This is a genomic window from Cognatishimia sp. 1_MG-2023 (assembly GCF_030548175.1).
In the GTDB taxonomy this organism is placed as follows: Bacteria; Pseudomonadota; Alphaproteobacteria; order Rhodobacterales; family Rhodobacteraceae; genus Cognatishimia.
In genome coordinates this window covers 450,602-464,552 of sequence record NZ_JAUORX010000002.1, presented here as the reverse complement: position 1 = coordinate 464,552, position 13,951 = coordinate 450,602, and the positions used below count along the sequence as shown (strand labels likewise).

Annotated in this window: 13 protein-coding genes; 6 read left to right on the top strand and 7 right to left on the bottom strand. The window is 54.1% G+C overall.

Features of this window, described 5'->3' with window-relative positions:
- Nucleotides 1–333: 333 nt before the first annotated feature.
- Nucleotides 334–789 carry a hypothetical protein gene (locus Q4544_RS05235; protein WP_303504429.1) on the bottom strand — a complete coding sequence of 152 codons (456 nt, stop codon included), beginning with the start codon at nucleotides 787–789 and terminating at the stop codon, nucleotides 334–336.
- A gap of 113 nt (nucleotides 790–902) precedes the next feature.
- Here Q4544_RS05235 and Q4544_RS05230 point away from each other — a divergent pair, with 113 nt between their 5' ends.
- Together Q4544_RS05230 and Q4544_RS05225 are read left to right on the top strand one after the other, a co-directional pair.
- Nucleotides 903–1,904 (top strand): hypothetical protein, encoded by a 1,002-nt coding sequence (locus Q4544_RS05230; protein ID WP_303504428.1) that lies wholly within the window; start codon nucleotides 903–905, stop codon nucleotides 1,902–1,904.
- Nucleotides 1,905–1,984: 80 nt separating this feature from the next.
- Nucleotides 1,985–3,277 (top strand): O-acetylhomoserine aminocarboxypropyltransferase/cysteine synthase family protein, encoded by a 1,293-nt coding sequence (locus Q4544_RS05225; protein WP_303504427.1) that lies wholly within the window; start codon nucleotides 1,985–1,987, stop codon nucleotides 3,275–3,277.
- A 70-nt stretch (nucleotides 3,278–3,347) separates the two neighbouring features.
- On the opposite strand, the gene Q4544_RS05220 is transcribed toward Q4544_RS05225, so the two are convergent.
- Nucleotides 3,348–4,034 (bottom strand): SIMPL domain-containing protein, encoded by a 687-nt coding sequence (locus Q4544_RS05220; RefSeq protein ID WP_303504426.1) that lies wholly within the window; start codon nucleotides 4,032–4,034, stop codon nucleotides 3,348–3,350.
- A gap of 163 nt (nucleotides 4,035–4,197) precedes the next feature.
- Here Q4544_RS05220 and Q4544_RS05215 point away from each other — a divergent pair, with 163 nt between their 5' ends.
- Nucleotides 4,198–6,336: a hypothetical protein gene (locus tag Q4544_RS05215; protein ID WP_303504425.1), complete on the top strand. Its 2,139-nt coding sequence runs from the start codon at nucleotides 4,198–4,200 to the stop codon at nucleotides 6,334–6,336.
- A 103-nt stretch (nucleotides 6,337–6,439) separates the two neighbouring features.
- On the opposite strand, the gene Q4544_RS05210 is transcribed toward Q4544_RS05215, so the two are convergent.
- Together Q4544_RS05210 and hppD are read right to left on the bottom strand one after the other, a co-directional pair.
- On the bottom strand, nucleotides 6,440–7,222 hold the full coding sequence (locus tag Q4544_RS05210) for an FkbM family methyltransferase (RefSeq protein ID WP_303504424.1): 783 nt from the start codon (nucleotides 7,220–7,222) through the stop codon (nucleotides 6,440–6,442).
- Between the two features lie 133 nt (nucleotides 7,223–7,355).
- Complete coding sequence (gene hppD / locus Q4544_RS05205) at nucleotides 7,356–8,453, bottom strand: 4-hydroxyphenylpyruvate dioxygenase (protein WP_303504423.1); 1,098 nt, start codon at nucleotides 8,451–8,453, stop codon at nucleotides 7,356–7,358.
- Nucleotides 8,454–8,596: 143 nt separating this feature from the next.
- On the opposite strand from hppD, the gene Q4544_RS05200 reads away from it, so the two are divergent.
- The gene (locus Q4544_RS05200) at nucleotides 8,597–9,052 is read left to right on the top strand and encodes an Lrp/AsnC family transcriptional regulator (RefSeq protein WP_303504422.1); all 456 of its coding nucleotides are present in this window, start codon (nucleotides 8,597–8,599) and stop codon (nucleotides 9,050–9,052) included.
- A gap of 20 nt (nucleotides 9,053–9,072) precedes the next feature.
- The gene (locus Q4544_RS05195; RefSeq protein ID WP_303504421.1) at nucleotides 9,073–10,947 is read left to right on the top strand and encodes a monovalent cation:proton antiporter-2 (CPA2) family protein; all 1,875 of its coding nucleotides are present in this window, start codon (nucleotides 9,073–9,075) and stop codon (nucleotides 10,945–10,947) included.
- Between the two features lie 136 nt (nucleotides 10,948–11,083).
- Here Q4544_RS05195 and cobT read toward each other — a convergent pair whose 3' ends face one another.
- Nucleotides 11,084–12,094 carry a nicotinate-nucleotide--dimethylbenzimidazole phosphoribosyltransferase gene (gene cobT / locus Q4544_RS05190; protein WP_303504420.1) on the bottom strand — a complete coding sequence of 337 codons (1,011 nt, stop codon included), beginning with the start codon at nucleotides 12,092–12,094 and terminating at the stop codon, nucleotides 11,084–11,086.
- Between the two features lie 80 nt (nucleotides 12,095–12,174).
- On the opposite strand from cobT, the gene cobS reads away from it, so the two are divergent.
- Nucleotides 12,175–12,921 carry an adenosylcobinamide-GDP ribazoletransferase gene (gene cobS / locus Q4544_RS05185; RefSeq protein ID WP_303504419.1) on the top strand — a complete coding sequence of 249 codons (747 nt, stop codon included), beginning with the start codon at nucleotides 12,175–12,177 and terminating at the stop codon, nucleotides 12,919–12,921.
- Here cobS and Q4544_RS05180 read toward each other — a convergent pair.
- Together Q4544_RS05180 and Q4544_RS05175 are read right to left on the bottom strand one after the other, a co-directional pair.
- Nucleotides 12,918–13,214 carry an AzlD family protein gene (locus Q4544_RS05180; protein WP_303504418.1) on the bottom strand — a complete coding sequence of 99 codons (297 nt, stop codon included), beginning with the start codon at nucleotides 13,212–13,214 and terminating at the stop codon, nucleotides 12,918–12,920. The two genes, cobS and Q4544_RS05180, sit on opposite strands and share 4 nt — an antisense overlap.
- Nucleotides 13,207–13,938 carry an AzlC family ABC transporter permease gene (locus Q4544_RS05175; protein WP_303504417.1) on the bottom strand — a complete coding sequence of 244 codons (732 nt, stop codon included), beginning with the start codon at nucleotides 13,936–13,938 and terminating at the stop codon, nucleotides 13,207–13,209. Before Q4544_RS05175 ends, Q4544_RS05180 begins: the two co-directional genes overlap by 8 nt.
- Nucleotides 13,939–13,951 lie beyond the last annotated feature (13 nt).

Sequence of the window (13,951 nt, the reverse complement as noted above, 5' to 3'; positions counted from 1 at the left end):
CACCGCTCCGTTTCCCGTCTGACCCGCCGTTGTGCGCCTCAGCGCCGCCGGTAAGGGGGGTTCTAAGGTTACTTGCGTACAGCCGCAAGCGCTTTTTACAGGAAAAGTTATTTTTTCTTCAAAAAAGTTAAAAACCATTAAATAACAACAACTTAACATATCACCCATCATCCAGATTTTCGCACGACACCGCCTAAGTAGGCGAGAAGAATGCAGCGGATTGAGATCTCCACAAGCTTATCCACAGGTAGGCAGCGATTCAGCGCGGGAATCTCGTTGAGTACCACCTGAATCGGGGTGAATCGGGCACGACCCACCCTACCCTTTGATGAATTACGGAATCAGAACCGCAGATCGCTGGTAAGAACCGCTTTCCGTGGTCAGGTCATCATAGAGGAGTTCAATGTCTACGGTTTCCACCGATTTGAGCGGCAATGTTGTATAAATCGCCGCCCCATCAGGAATAGCACCAACCGTATGGGTGTCTGGATCACAGGCAGGCACCGGCCACATCTGTTGATCCCCGCCATTTACGGAATAGCGGATTTCATAAAGACCACAGCGCCAGCTCAGAAGGTGGGTGAAATAGATCAGGTCCTGCCCCTCCCATTCACGTACGCCAATCCAGTTGGCTTTGGTCGCCCCCAATATAGGCTTCACTTCTGTTGCGGTCAGGAACTTGCCACTTAGGGTTTGATCTTCGGCAACGCGATCCTCTGCCAACACGACAGTTGCAGGCGCTAAACTGATGAGGACCACCCCAAGACGTATCATTTTCGCAAAGCTCATGAATTTTCCTTCTCTTTCAAACAGAAATACGCAGACCTTGTTCAAAGCTGCTTGGCCGCGCGGTCGTTTTATATGTAAGCTTTATATAACGTATCGGGCCAAGAACGAAAAAAATGACAAACGCGACAACAGCACAGACATTTAACATCCTATTGGTAGGACAAGCAGGACGGCTGACCTTTGAAGCCATTCTCTTGCTAACCTCCCTTAGGAAGATGAGCCCGGACTTTGCCGGACGGATCTTTGTAGCAGAGCCACAGCCAGGGCCGCTTTGGGACAAGAACCCCAAAATGCGGAACGCGGATGCGCGTAACCTGCTGCAAGAGCTTGGGGCAGAGATCATCCCATTTGAAAGTCAGCACTTTGGGGCCGAATACCCGAACGGCAATAAGATTGAGGCTTTGCTGGAACTGCCCGAGGGCGAGCCGTTTCTGTTTCTGGATACAGATACATTAATAACGGGCGACTTAATGTCCGTCCCATTTGACTTTGATCGCCCCGGTGCCTCGCACAAGGTAGAGGGCACATGGCCCATCCCCCCATTATATGGGCCGGGATATACAGAGATCTGGAAGTCTTTATATGACAAGTTCGGATTGGACTTTGAAAGTTCGCTCGATCTGAACCAACCAGATGAATACTGGCGGCGGTATCTTTACTTTAATGCCGGGTTCTTTTTCTACAAATGCCCGCAAGAGTTTGGTCGGCTCTATCTAGAGTACGCTTTAGCCATTCGGGATGACACGCCAGAGGCACTGGCCTGCCAGCAATTGACCCCATGGTTGGATCAAGTGGCCCTGCCCCTTGTCATTCATGCATTGGGGGGTGGTCGCAATACGATCCCTTCGGGACTGATGGATGGTACGATCACCTGTCACTATCGCCTGCTACCACTCTTATATGCACGCGAGGCGGATCATGTTGTGGACGTCTTAGAAGCGGTGACTGCGCATAATGGCATCAAACGAGTGCTGAAACAGTATGAGCCATTCAAGTTTATGATCTATCACGAACGGGGCAAAAAGGTGCGCGCCTTGTTTGACCGCGATAAGCTTCCGCGCAAGGAACAGGCCATACGAAACAAAATTCGCCGCGAAGGCTATTGGATGCGTTAATGCCGCGTTTTACGTGTTTTGATTGAAACATCTGCAAAGCAAGCCTACACATTTCCCAACTATCATTTTGGGAGGACAAAATGTCTGACGCTCCAGCACTTGGCTTTGACACACTGCAAATTCACGCGGGCGCTTCGCCTGACCCGGCAACCGGCGCGCGACAGACGCCAATCTATCAAACAACAGCCTATGAATTCCGCGACGCGGATCATGCGGCCGCATTGTTTAACTTGGCCGAAGTGGGTTTTATCTATTCACGCCTGACAAACCCAACCGTTGCCGTTCTGCAAGAGCGTATCGCGACATTAGAAGGTGGCGCTGGCGCGGTTTGCTGTTCTTCCGGCCACGCAGCACAGATCATGGCGCTGTTCCCGCTGATGCAGCCGGGCTGCAACGTGGTTGCGTCCACACGTCTATATGGCGGTACGGTCACCCAGTTTAGCCAAACCATCAAACGTTTTGGCTGGTCCGCGAAGTTCGTCGATTTTGACGACGAAGCAGCTGTGAAAGCGGCCATTGATGAAAACACCCGCGCGGTGTTCTGCGAGTCAATCGCGAACCCGGGTGGCTACATCACCGATCTGGATGCGATTTCAGCGATTTCAGATGCGGCAGGCATTCCACTGATCGTGGATAACACCTCGGCGACACCTTATCTATGCAACCCAATCAAACACGGCGCGACCTTGGTTGTGCACTCCACCACCAAATACCTGACCGGCAATGGCACAGTCACCGGCGGTTGCGTTGTGGACAGCGGCAAGTTTGACTGGATGCAGAACGACAAATTTCCATCCTTGTCACAGCCAGAACCAGCCTATCACGGCCTGACCTTCGGCGAGGCTCTCGGCCCAATGGCCTTTACCTTCCACAGTATCGCGATTGGTTTGCGTGACTTGGGCATGACAATGAACCCACAGGGCGCGCATTATACATTGATGGGGATCGAAACCCTGTCTTTGCGGATGCAAAAGCACGTGGAAAACGCCAAGATCGTTGCGGATTGGCTAGAGAAAGACGATCGCATTGACTACGTGACCTATGCGGGTCTGCCGTCTTCGCCATATTACAACCGTATCGAGAATATCTGCCCGAAGGGCGCGGGTGCTTTGTTCACCTTTGCGGTCAAAGGCGGCTACGACGCCTGTGTGAAACTGGTGGATAGCCTTGATCTGTTCAGCCATGTTGCGAACTTGGGTGATACGCGGTCTTTGATCATTCACTCGGCGTCAACAACCCACCGTCAGCTGACACCAGAACAGCAAGAGGCCGCAGGTGCGAGCCCGAACGTTGTGCGTGTGTCTATCGGTATCGAAGATCCAGCGGACATCATCAACGATTTAGACCAAGCGTTGGCCAAAGCCACTGCGTAAGTCGCTGTATATATGAAATAAGAGCCGCCCCTTTGGGCGGCTCTTTGCGTTTCAGTCATCTGCGACGTTCTTATTCTGCAATCTCATAGACAATTGTAATAGTCGCTTGCGTGCTTAGTTCGCCCGGTGCGACGGGAACGCCCGCATCCATGGCCATCTCTGCCCGCGCCATGAACCTTGGGCGCGGAGGTGCTACATTGGTTTCATTGATTGAAATAACCGGGCCAAGTGCAACACCAGCGGCACCGGCATAAAGCTCTGCCTTGGCACGGGCATCTTGCACCGCTTTGCGCCGCGCCTCTGCCAAAGCATCGGTTGGGTCCTGCAAGGCAAAGCTAAGACCATTAAATACATTTGCGCCCTTGGTGACCATTTCATCCAAGGCTGACCCCAGAACCGATAGATCGCGGATGCGGATGGTCACTTGATTTCCCGCCTCATAGCCGCGAATCCGGGCGACTTCATTCTGATTGGACCCATGATCCCAAATCGGATTGAGGTACAGGTTGCCAGTTTGCATATCCCGCGGCTCAACTCCCAGCTTTTCGACAACCGTAAATGCAGCTTGGGTACGCTTGTTCACTTCCTCTAACGCCTCGCGGGCGGTATGCGCCTGAAACCGTGCGCCCAGCGAAATAACTGCCATATCAGGGGCTTGCTCAACCGTTCCACGGCCCTGCACCACGATTTCACCGGCTTGGGCGATTGCGGGCACCATAAGGGCGGCCACCAAAACGATCCTCTTGAAAACGCGCATATTCTGCTCCTTGCGGTTGTCTGCTGGTCTCAATCTAAGAGCATACATCGCTAATTGCGCGGGGAGGCTGGGCTTTTTCTTCCCCTGAGCGAAAACCTGCTATAAAACTACGGCAATTCCGGCGGGACTTTTTCCCGTCACACCAGAATGTTAGAGCCGATATATGAAACCCGATTTCGCGCTGTCCCTCTCCTTTGATGGCATCAAGCTTATGTGCCGCGTCCCAGAGGGCTGGCACCTGATAGGCGATGTGCCATTAGAACACGCCGATCTAGATGGTGCCTTGGCGGCATTGCGCAAAAAGGGTGAGGATCACGCAGGCGGTGATGCACTTTGCAAGATCATCCTACCAAACGATCAGATCAAGTTCCTCACGCTTCCACCTGCTTCGGGTGATGTTGATGCCGCAGTAAAAGCGGCATTGCTGGACGCGACGCCCTATCAAATTGATGAATTGTCCTTTGACTACATCGAAAGCGATACAGGCATATCAGTAGCCGCGGTCGCGCGTGAAACCCTTGGCGAAGCAGAAGATTTCGCGACAGAACATGGGTTCCACCCCGTTTGTTTTGTTGCTGTTCCTGACGATGGCCAATTTGTTGGCGAGCCCTATTTCGGCCCAACCAAGGTCGCACCAGAGCTGGTGGAAGCGCCTGATGCATTGGGCCCAGATGATTTGGCAGTTGCGGTTGTGTCTGAAGGACCCGTGCCTGCGCCAACACCGTCAGAACCACCACCGCCCTTTGCGACCTCCCGTAGCTTATCCGCTGATGAAATGGCGGATGGCAGCGTCAAGTTACCTGGCGCACAGCGCGGCATCGTTGGCGCAAGTGATGGCGCGATAGGCGATGCACCCGCACCTTCGCAGGTCAGCCAGCAAGAAACACGATTTGACCCTGCAACTTTGATTGCCGGAATGAAACCGCGCCCTGAAGCACCGAAAATCACACGCGTCCGCGGTGTATCTCGGGTGCAAACTATTGATGTCGAGGGACAATTTTCCGAAGCAAGAGAAGAAGAAAAAGCAGTTGCCGAAACCGAGGCTCCTGTCCGAGGCAAGCCAAAATACCTCGGCCTTATCTTGGTCGCACTGCTGCTATTGTTCTTAGCCGGTGTCGCGATATGGGCGTCTTTTACATCCGAATCCAGCGTTGCAGGGTTCTTTTCGTCAACTGATGAGGCAGCAGACGTCGCTGTCCTAGCGGACCCAACACAAGAATTGGCGGTTGAGCCGCTGAGCCCGACGTCAGCGGGCACAATCACGGATACCGCTGAAATCGAAGCGTTGGACGGCAACGAAGGTATTTTGTTGGATCCCGTTCTTGAAGCTGCTGAACCGCAATTGTCGGGTGAGGCGTTTTATGCTGCGACGGGCATTTGGGATCGCGCGCCTGAGCAGCCGTCCACGCCGGGATCTGAAAATGCAGATGGTATCTATCTAGGCTCTTTTGAGACAACGCAGGCGACACATGATGCGATCGCCCTGCCCTCGACTGAAAGCTATGGCATTGATTCCACAATAGAATCTCAAAACGATCCGGTTCCAGCTGACATCAAAATCACGCTGGACGAACGCGGACTGGTGGTTGCGACAGCCGAAGGTGCTGTTTCGCCAGAGGGTGTGTTGGTGTTCCTTGGAAAACCTGCGTCTGTTCCACCCGCTATTCCGGTGCGTGCAGAAGTGGCTGAGGTTGCCGAAACGCCAGTTCTTACCGTGCCAAATCCAGAGTTCGCACAGTTCCGACCGCGCCTACGTCCAAGCAATTTAACTGATCAAAACCAACGTGTTACCCTAGGTGGAAGCACCCTATCAGAGATCGCAAAAATCCGTCCGCGCGTGCGTCCTGTACGTGAGGTGCAAATTGCTTCGATTGATCCCGATATTATTCGTGCAGCAACGGATGACGCGGTTCGGAGTGCGACGGATCAGGCGGTTTTGTCGAGTTTGAAACCTAAGGTTCGCCCTAAGAATTTCAGCAAAACAGTTGAAAAAACACAGGAACGCCTCGCCTCCGTCGCGGTTCCAAGCACTCAGCGGCTTGCCCCAACCATCCCGACAACGGCCTCTGTTGCGCGGAATGCGACGCAGGACAACGCGATAAACCTGCGTAAAATCAACCTGATAGGCGTCTACGGGGCAAACAGCAATCGCCGTGCTTTGGTGCGGATGTCCAACGGGCGCTATAAGAAAGTGAAGGTCGGAGACCGGATCGACGGCGGCAAAGTCGCAGCAATCAGCACCAGCGAATTGCGCTACGTTAAGAACAAGCGCAGCCTCGTTTTGAAGATGCCAAAGGGCTAACGCCCGCTATCTTAACATTTTGCAAAGTTGAACTTCGTACGTTTCAATGCGCGAAACGTACGATTCGCGGGATGATGCGGCGACCAAAGCCGCCGCGCACCTATTACTTTTCCTCGAATGTGAAAAGATACGTACCAAAGGCATTGGCGGCTTCGGCGGTTTTGATCTCTTCTGGGTCAATTGGGTTTAGGAACTCGTCAAACACCAATGGATAGAATGACAGGGCATCAACCAATGCAGCCATCCCCGCTTGGCGATCTTCGGTTGGCAGATACGGAGCGTGGGTGGAAAGAAAGAGCGCGGGTTTCTTTTCCTTCAACTCGTCGACCATGGTTGGGATCAAACCGAACTCCGCCCCTTCGACATCGACCTTGATCAAATCAAAGTCTTCAATTTGAGCATCAGCCAAGAAGTCTTGCCATGTCAGCGCAAGAACCTTGATGAAATGTTCTGACTCGGTTTGCAGCAAGCTGGTCATGCTGTCGCCCGCTTCACCACCAAAGCTGGCCATTTGGAACATACCGCCGTTTGCTGCGAGGGCTGCGCCAAAAACGTTCACGTTGCGCAATTTGTTCAGTTCGATGTTCCAATTCAAGTGCCGCAGCGCTGTTGGGTCTGGTTCAAAGCAATAGACGGTTTTGCACTGCTGTGCCGCATGCAGAACAGTCGGGCCAATCCAAGCGCCGACATCGATGTAAGTGGATTCTGGGGTCAGGTAGCGACTGATGACGTCAAAGGTTGAGGTTTCCCAACGGTCCTTGGCAACTGCGCGCCAAAAGGCGATGTGGTAGGGATCAACACGGACGCTGCGGCCTTGGATTTTCGATGGATAGTGGCCACGTGCACGGAAATACGCCTTACCGGCGGATTTAATTAGGTTTTTCATTAATACGGGTATCCGAATGGAATTAAATAAACTCCGCGGAAATCTGCCACAGCACAATCATTAAGGGAATATTAAAATAAACATTCCCGCACAGAAATGTGGTGGGGTGACGCCAAACGCCACCCCGACCGTCTTATTCAGCGGCTTGGATTTCGCCGTTGTCGATTTGCTCTTGTTCGATGGATTCAAACAGCGCTTTGAAGTTGCCCTCGCCAAAGCCATCGTCGCCTTTGCGTTGGATGAATTCAAAGAAGATCGGACCGATCACGGTTTTTGAAAAGATCTGTAGAAGGATCTTGGTTTCACCACCGTCTACCACGCCTTCGCCATCAATCAGGATGCCGTGTTTCATCATGCGATCCAGTGGCTCGTCATGCCCCACTACACGGTCTTTGGAGAGCGCGTAATAGGTCTCTGGTGGGCCAGGCATGAATTTCACACCTTTGTCGGCAATGGTATCTACGGATTTGTAGATGTCATCGGAGCCAACGGCGATGTGCTGAATGCCTTCGCCTTTGTACTTTTTCAGATATGCAACGATCTGGCCGGTTTCACCACGGTCTTCGTTGATTGGAATACGGATTTTGCCGCATGGGCTGGTCAACGCGCGGGACAGAAGGCCGGTGAACTTGCCTTCGATGTCAAAGAAACGGATTTCACGGAAGTTGAACAAATCGCCGTAGAATTTGAACCACTTGTCCATGTTCCCTTTGAACACGTTGTGGGTCAGGTGATCGAGGTAGAAGAACCCATCGCCTTCTGGTTTGGACTGGGTGATCCAGTCAAATTCTTCGTTAAACGGCGAGCTGTCAAAATACTGATCTGTGAAATAGATCAGCGAGCCACCGATGCCTTTGATCGCAGGCCAAGCCAGTGTTTTGTCGTCTGCGGTATACGGCTCTGCCCCTTTGGACACCGCATGTTCAAACGCCTTTTGCGCATCCACCACGCGCCAGCCCATAGAGGGGGCGCAAGGGCCGTGTTCTTCGACAAAGCGCAGCGCAAAGCTGTTCGGCTCGTTGTTCAGAATGTAGGTGATGTCGCCTTGCTGCCAAAGCTCGATCGCTTTGGATTTGTGGTTGGCGGTGTGGGTATACCCCATGCGCGCAAACAGCTCGCGCAGCTCTTCGGGGTTTGGATGGGCGAATTCTACGAATTCAAAACCATCGGTTCCGGCTGGGTTAAAATCAGAGATTTCCGCGCGTGGCGCGTCATGTGGGAAGGGACCCATTGGGTGCTCCTGTTCGTGTGAGTGTGTCCTATGACAAAGATACGCCTGCCCGCAGGCGGTGTTTGCGCAAAATTGGGTGTCATTTTGCAAAAATTCGCGTATGATTAACGCAATTACCTATTTTCGCGCGGAGTTTTCGCACAATGCTGGATGAAATGGACAAACGCTTATTGTCCGCTTTGCAGAATGATGCCCATCTGACAGCCCAACAACTGGGTGAATTGCTGCACCTGTCGCCAAGCCAAGCTGGGCGTCGGCGGCAACGGCTAGAGACCGAGGGTTTTATCAAAAGCTATGCGGCAAAGCTTGACCCAACGCGGTTAGGCCTGTCGGTGCAGGCCTTTGTTCAGGTGCAATTGGGCACGCACGGACCGGACCAGGCCAAAAGCTTTGCGCGGTTGATCGGCACCCGCCCCGAGGTGATCAGCGCTTGGACATTGACTGGGGATGCGGATTATATGCTGCGGGTGTTTTGCCTGGATTTACAGGCACTTAACACCTTGATCCACGAGATCTTGTTACCGCATTCCGCAGTCAGCCGCGTTCAAAGCCAAATCGTGATGGATCAATTCAAACACGACGCCCCCCTACCCACCTAAGCCACGTTTAAGGAGCTCTAATGGACGGATTTTTATTTCAAGCCTCGATTTATCTGGTTGCTGCAGTCGTAGCTGTACCGATTGCGGCACGGCTTGGGCTGGGGTCCGTGCTTGGTTACTTGATGGCTGGGGTTATCATCGGGCCGATCTTGGGATTGGTTGGATCATCCGAAACCGCTGACCTACAGCATTTTGCTGAGTTTGGCGTGGTGATGATGCTGTTCCTGATTGGGCTTGAGATGGACCCACGGGCGCTGTGGGACATGCGACATAAGTTGATTGGTCTGGGCGGATTACAGATCACCTTGACGACAACGGCGATCATGGCGGGCATGATGTGGCTGGGCTATGTCTGGAGTATTTCGCTGGCGGTGGGCCTGATCTTTGCACTGAGTTCGACGGCGATTGTGCTGCAAACCCTGTCTGAAAAGGGGCTGATGCAGACGGCCGGCGGGCGATCCACCTTTGCCGTGTTACTGACACAGGATATTGCGGTGATCCCGATGCTGGCCTTGCTGCCGCTATTGGCGCTGCCGCTTGTGCCGTCGCTTGCAGCGGATGGGTCCATCCAACTGTCAGATGCCAATGACCATGGCCACGCAGCGATGTCCTTGGTCGAAGGGCTACCCGGTTGGGGCGTGACCCTTGTGACATTAGGCGCGGTCTTGGCGGTTGTGCTTGCAGGGCTGTATCTGTTCCAACCGCTGTTTCGCTTTATCCACACCGCACGGCTGCGCGAGATGTATACCGCGACGGCCCTAATGATTGTGATCGGCATTGCCTTCTTGATGAGCCTTGTCGGCCTATCCCCCGCTTTGGGCACATTCTTGGCGGGCGTCTTGCTGGCCAATAGCGAATTCCGCCACGAACTAGAGAGCGATATCGAACCCTTTAAGGGGCTTTTGTTGGGGCTGTTTTTCATCACCGTTGGGGCACAGATTGATTTCTTAACGCTGTTTGGCGATCCCTTGAATATCCTTGGCATGACGGTGGCTGTGATCGCGATCAAAGCATCAATCCTCTGCATTCTGGGCTATGCGTTTAAGCTGCGGAAACGGGGGCAATGGCTGTTTGCACTTGGACTGGCACAAGCGGGGGAGTTCGGCTTTGTCTTGATCTCATTTGCCTTGCAAACCAATGTGCTGCCACGCGCCTTGGCCGAAGAACTGCTACTGGTGGTGGCTTTATCGATGCTGATCACCCCGCTGCTGTTCATACTTTACGACTATGTTTCGCACCGTCTTGGCGACCCAGAAGATCAACGCGCACCCGACGAAATTGATGAACAAGGGCCAGTGATCATCGCGGGTATCGGCCGATTTGGTCAGGTGGTGAATCGCCTTGTCCGTGCCTCAGGCTTTCAAACGGTGGTATTGGACCACGACCTAAAAGCCATCGAAAGCATGCGCCGCTTTGGTATCAAAGGTTTCTTTGGTGATCCAACCCGTCCGGAATTGCTGGAAGCGGCTGGATTGAAAAGCGCCAAGGTCTTGGTGGTTGCAGTGGATGATCCAAATTCAGCGGTCAAACTTGTCGCCCAAGCCCGCCGTGCGCGCCCAAATCTGCATATTGTTGCCCGCGCTCGTGACCGTGGCCATGTGTTCCGGCTGTATCAAGCTGGGGCAAATGACATTGTCCGCGAGATGTTTGACAGCTCGCTACGGGCGGGACGCTATGTGTTAGAAAACATGGGCCTGACAGATTACGAAGCTGCCATTTCGGAACAGACGTTTTTCCATCACGACCGCGAAGGCGTGCGGGAACTGGCCCAACTTTGGGATCCTGCGATCCCATCGGCAGAGAACCAAGCCTATATTGATCGCGCAAAAGAGCTGGAAGAAGAGCTTGGGACTTCATTGCTTGCCGCGCTGGAAAAGAATGAGGCTGCGGAATAAGGGGGCGCTGCCCCCCTGCCGAAACTACGTTTCGCCATTCCCCCCGGAGTATTTTGGGAAAGGTGAAGACAGGCCCACTTTTGCCTGCTTTTTCTTGATCCAAATACCTCGGGGTTTGGGGCAGCGCCCCAAGATGTCAACCGTCAGACACACCCGCTTCGGCAAAAGTGGCCATGCCGGAATGGCACGCCACAGCGCTTTTCAGAATGTTGATCGCCAAGGCCCCACCCGAGGCTTCACCAAGCCGCATATTCATCGCAAGCAAGGGTTCTTTGCCAAGGTTTTTCAACACATTGAAATGCGCGGCCTCTGCAGAGACATGCCCTGCAATCGTGTGATCCAAGGCACTGTCGCTGACACCTGCCAATGTGGCAGCAGCGGCGGTACAGATAAAGCCATCCAGAATGACCGGAATACGATTCACGCGGGCGCGCGCAATAGCACCTGCCATCGCGGCAAGCTCTCGTCCGCCAAGGCAGCGCAGGATGTCTAGTCCATCTTTACTTGGGTTCGCAGCAAGGCCTTCGCGCACAACGCGGGCTTTGTTTACAAGGCCAGCATCATCCACACCCGTGCCGCGGCCGACCCAATCTTCGGCCTCGCCGCCATAAATAGCATTTAGGATCGCCGCACCCGAGGTTGTGTTCCCGATACCCATTTCGCCAACGACCAACAGATCAGTGTTCGCATCCACTGCATTCCAACCGGTTTGCAAGGCCTCAACCACCTCAGCTTCGCTCATGGCGGGGCCTTGGGTGAAATCAGCGGTTGGGGCTTCCAATGACAGCGCATGCACCGACAGTTTCGCCCCAGCCGCCCGGGACAATTGGTTGATCGCCGCCCCACCGTGTTGGAAATTTAGCACCATTTGTTCCGTCACTTCGGCCGGAAAGGCCGAGACGCCCTGCGCCGTCACACCGTGATTGCCAGCAAAAACGATCACCTGCGGATTTGCGATTTCGGGGCGTGGATTGCCGCGCCAGCCGGCATACCAAATTGCCAAATCTTCGAGCCGCCCCAAGGCCCCCGGTGGTTTGGTCAATTGGCCATTGCGGGCCTCTGCCTCGCCCATGGCTTTGGCATTCGCCTGCGGCGCATCAGCCAGAAGGTTGCGAAATTCGGTAAGTGACGAAAAAACACCTGTCATGGCGGGCTCCTGTTGTCTCCCCTAGTGGCAAACTGTTTACCTCATGATAGGGGTTGGGCAAGGCTGGAAAGGGCATTTCTATGCAAAAGGACGACACGTCGCTGCTGAATGCAGGCGATATTCTCACAGCGATTGCGCTGCTGACACGCTTGCCCGTGAAAGCAGAGTTCGACCGCAGTGCGCAGGCTGTTTGGGCCTATCCTTTGGCGGGCTTGTTTGTGGCCGCTTTGGCGGGTGTTGTTGTGACGGTTGCCCTGTGGCTAGGTCTGGCCGCCCCCTTTGCAGCGGGGCTTTGGATTGCGGCAACGGTGATCATGACCGGCGCCATGCACGAAGACGGATTGGCCGATTGCGCCGATGGGTTTTGGGGCGGATGGGAGCCCGCGCGGCGGTTAGAGATCATGAAAGACAGCCAGATCGGCACCTATGGTGTCTTGGCGCTGGTCTTATCCGTTGGGCTGCGTTGGTTGGCCGTTTGGATGTTAATCGAAAATGGCACGTGGTTTTGGGCTTTGCTGACGATTGAGGGGCTTTCACGCGCGGCGATGCCTATGCTGATGACGCAACTGCCCCATGCCCGCGATACCGGCTTGAGCCATGCTCAGGGGCGCCCTGCCCTAAACTCAGCGCTTTTGGCGATTGGCTTGGCCGCCGCGATTGCATTTCTGATGATCGGCTGGGTGGTCTTTAAGCTGATTATCCTTGGTGGCGTGGCAGCTGTCTTGATGGGATGGCTCGCCCACCGCAAGATCGGCGGGCAAACTGGGGATGTCTTGGGGGCAACTCAGCAGGTGACGTGTTTGGCGATGTTAGTGGCGTTGGCCTAGGCCATAACCGCGCGCATCACCGCCAAGGCGATCACCCCGATTGTCACACTTGGCAGCAATGACAATCGCAAGGACAACAAGCAGACCAAGATCAAAGCCGCCGCGTCCAATACGGCACCGCTGACGATCACAGGTGCAACGAGCGCTGACAGTACAGCAATGGGCACCGCATCCAACCCCGCCTCGACCCGATGATGCACGCGGCCGAAGTGGGTCATAATCAAATAGCCTCCACTGCGGGTGAGATAGGTCACACCTGCACAGAGCAGGATCAACAGATAGGTATCAGGCATGGCTCACCTCTGAAACGCTTGTTGGTTTGCTCATCATGGCGGCTGTCAAAATGCCCGCGAACCCGCCCAAAGTAATATGCCACGGGCTGCCAATCGCGAAAAAGGCGACAAGGGATGTTGTTACACTGGCCAATAAAACCCATGGAAATCGCGGACGATTGCGAAAACCGATGACAAGGCTGGCAAAGAACATCGGCAGTAGCAAATCAAGCCCAAGGCGGCTTGGATCTCCCATCAACCCGCCAAACAGCACCCCTATCAAATTAGAGCACATCCAAGCGATATAGACGATGGCGGCATATGAAAAATAGTAGCTGGGCCGAATGGGGCGCACTGCGCCTCGGGCTGCGCATGTCGCATATTGCGGATCAACCAGCAAAAAGAACGCCGCCAGCTTCTGCCAAGGCGCAAAAGGCTGAAGATGTTTGGTTAGGGCGGCTGAATACAGGACATGACGAAAGTTCACTGCCAGAACAGCCAGCAAGATCGACCAAATTGGCACGTCCTGCCCCATTAAATTCACCATCACATATTGGCTGGCCACCGCAAATATGGTGGCTGACGCAAGCAGAATTTCCGCAGGGGTCAGACCTTGATCCACAGCGAAGGCCCCAAAGACGACGGAATACGGCGCGATCGCCAGCACAATTGGTAGCGCATCACGCAAACCGTCTTTGATTTCAGACGCCATAGACGTCTTTTGAGATGTCGGGTCAGGCTGCATCAGAGACTCACAC

Bases quoted from the DNA above. Each gene is read 5' to 3' on its own strand.
- cobT (WP_303504420.1), bottom strand. From the start codon at position 12,094: ATGACAGGTGTTTTTTCGTCACTTACCGAATTTCGCAACCTTCTGGCT.
- hppD (WP_303504423.1), bottom strand. From the start codon at position 8,453: ATGGGTCCCTTCCCACATGACGCGCCACGCGCGGAAATCTCTGATTTT.
- Q4544_RS05180 (WP_303504418.1), bottom strand. From the start codon at position 13,214: ATGCCTGATACCTATCTGTTGATCCTGCTCTGTGCAGGTGTGACCTAT.
- Q4544_RS05175 (WP_303504417.1), bottom strand. From the start codon at position 13,938: ATGCAGCCTGACCCGACATCTCAAAAGACGTCTATGGCGTCTGAAATC.
- Q4544_RS05195 (WP_303504421.1), top strand. From the start codon at position 9,073: ATGGACGGATTTTTATTTCAAGCCTCGATTTATCTGGTTGCTGCAGTC.
- Q4544_RS05215 (WP_303504425.1), top strand. From the start codon at position 4,198: ATGAAACCCGATTTCGCGCTGTCCCTCTCCTTTGATGGCATCAAGCTT.
- Q4544_RS05235 (WP_303504429.1), bottom strand. From the start codon at position 789: ATGAGCTTTGCGAAAATGATACGTCTTGGGGTGGTCCTCATCAGTTTA.
- Q4544_RS05225 (WP_303504427.1), top strand. From the start codon at position 1,985: ATGTCTGACGCTCCAGCACTTGGCTTTGACACACTGCAAATTCACGCG.
- Q4544_RS05200 (WP_303504422.1), top strand. From the start codon at position 8,597: ATGCTGGATGAAATGGACAAACGCTTATTGTCCGCTTTGCAGAATGAT.
- Q4544_RS05210 (WP_303504424.1), bottom strand. From the start codon at position 7,222: ATGAAAAACCTAATTAAATCCGCCGGTAAGGCGTATTTCCGTGCACGT.
- Q4544_RS05230 (WP_303504428.1), top strand. From the start codon at position 903: ATGACAAACGCGACAACAGCACAGACATTTAACATCCTATTGGTAGGA.
- Q4544_RS05220 (WP_303504426.1), bottom strand. From the start codon at position 4,034: ATGCGCGTTTTCAAGAGGATCGTTTTGGTGGCCGCCCTTATGGTGCCC.
- cobS (WP_303504419.1), top strand. From the start codon at position 12,175: ATGCAAAAGGACGACACGTCGCTGCTGAATGCAGGCGATATTCTCACA.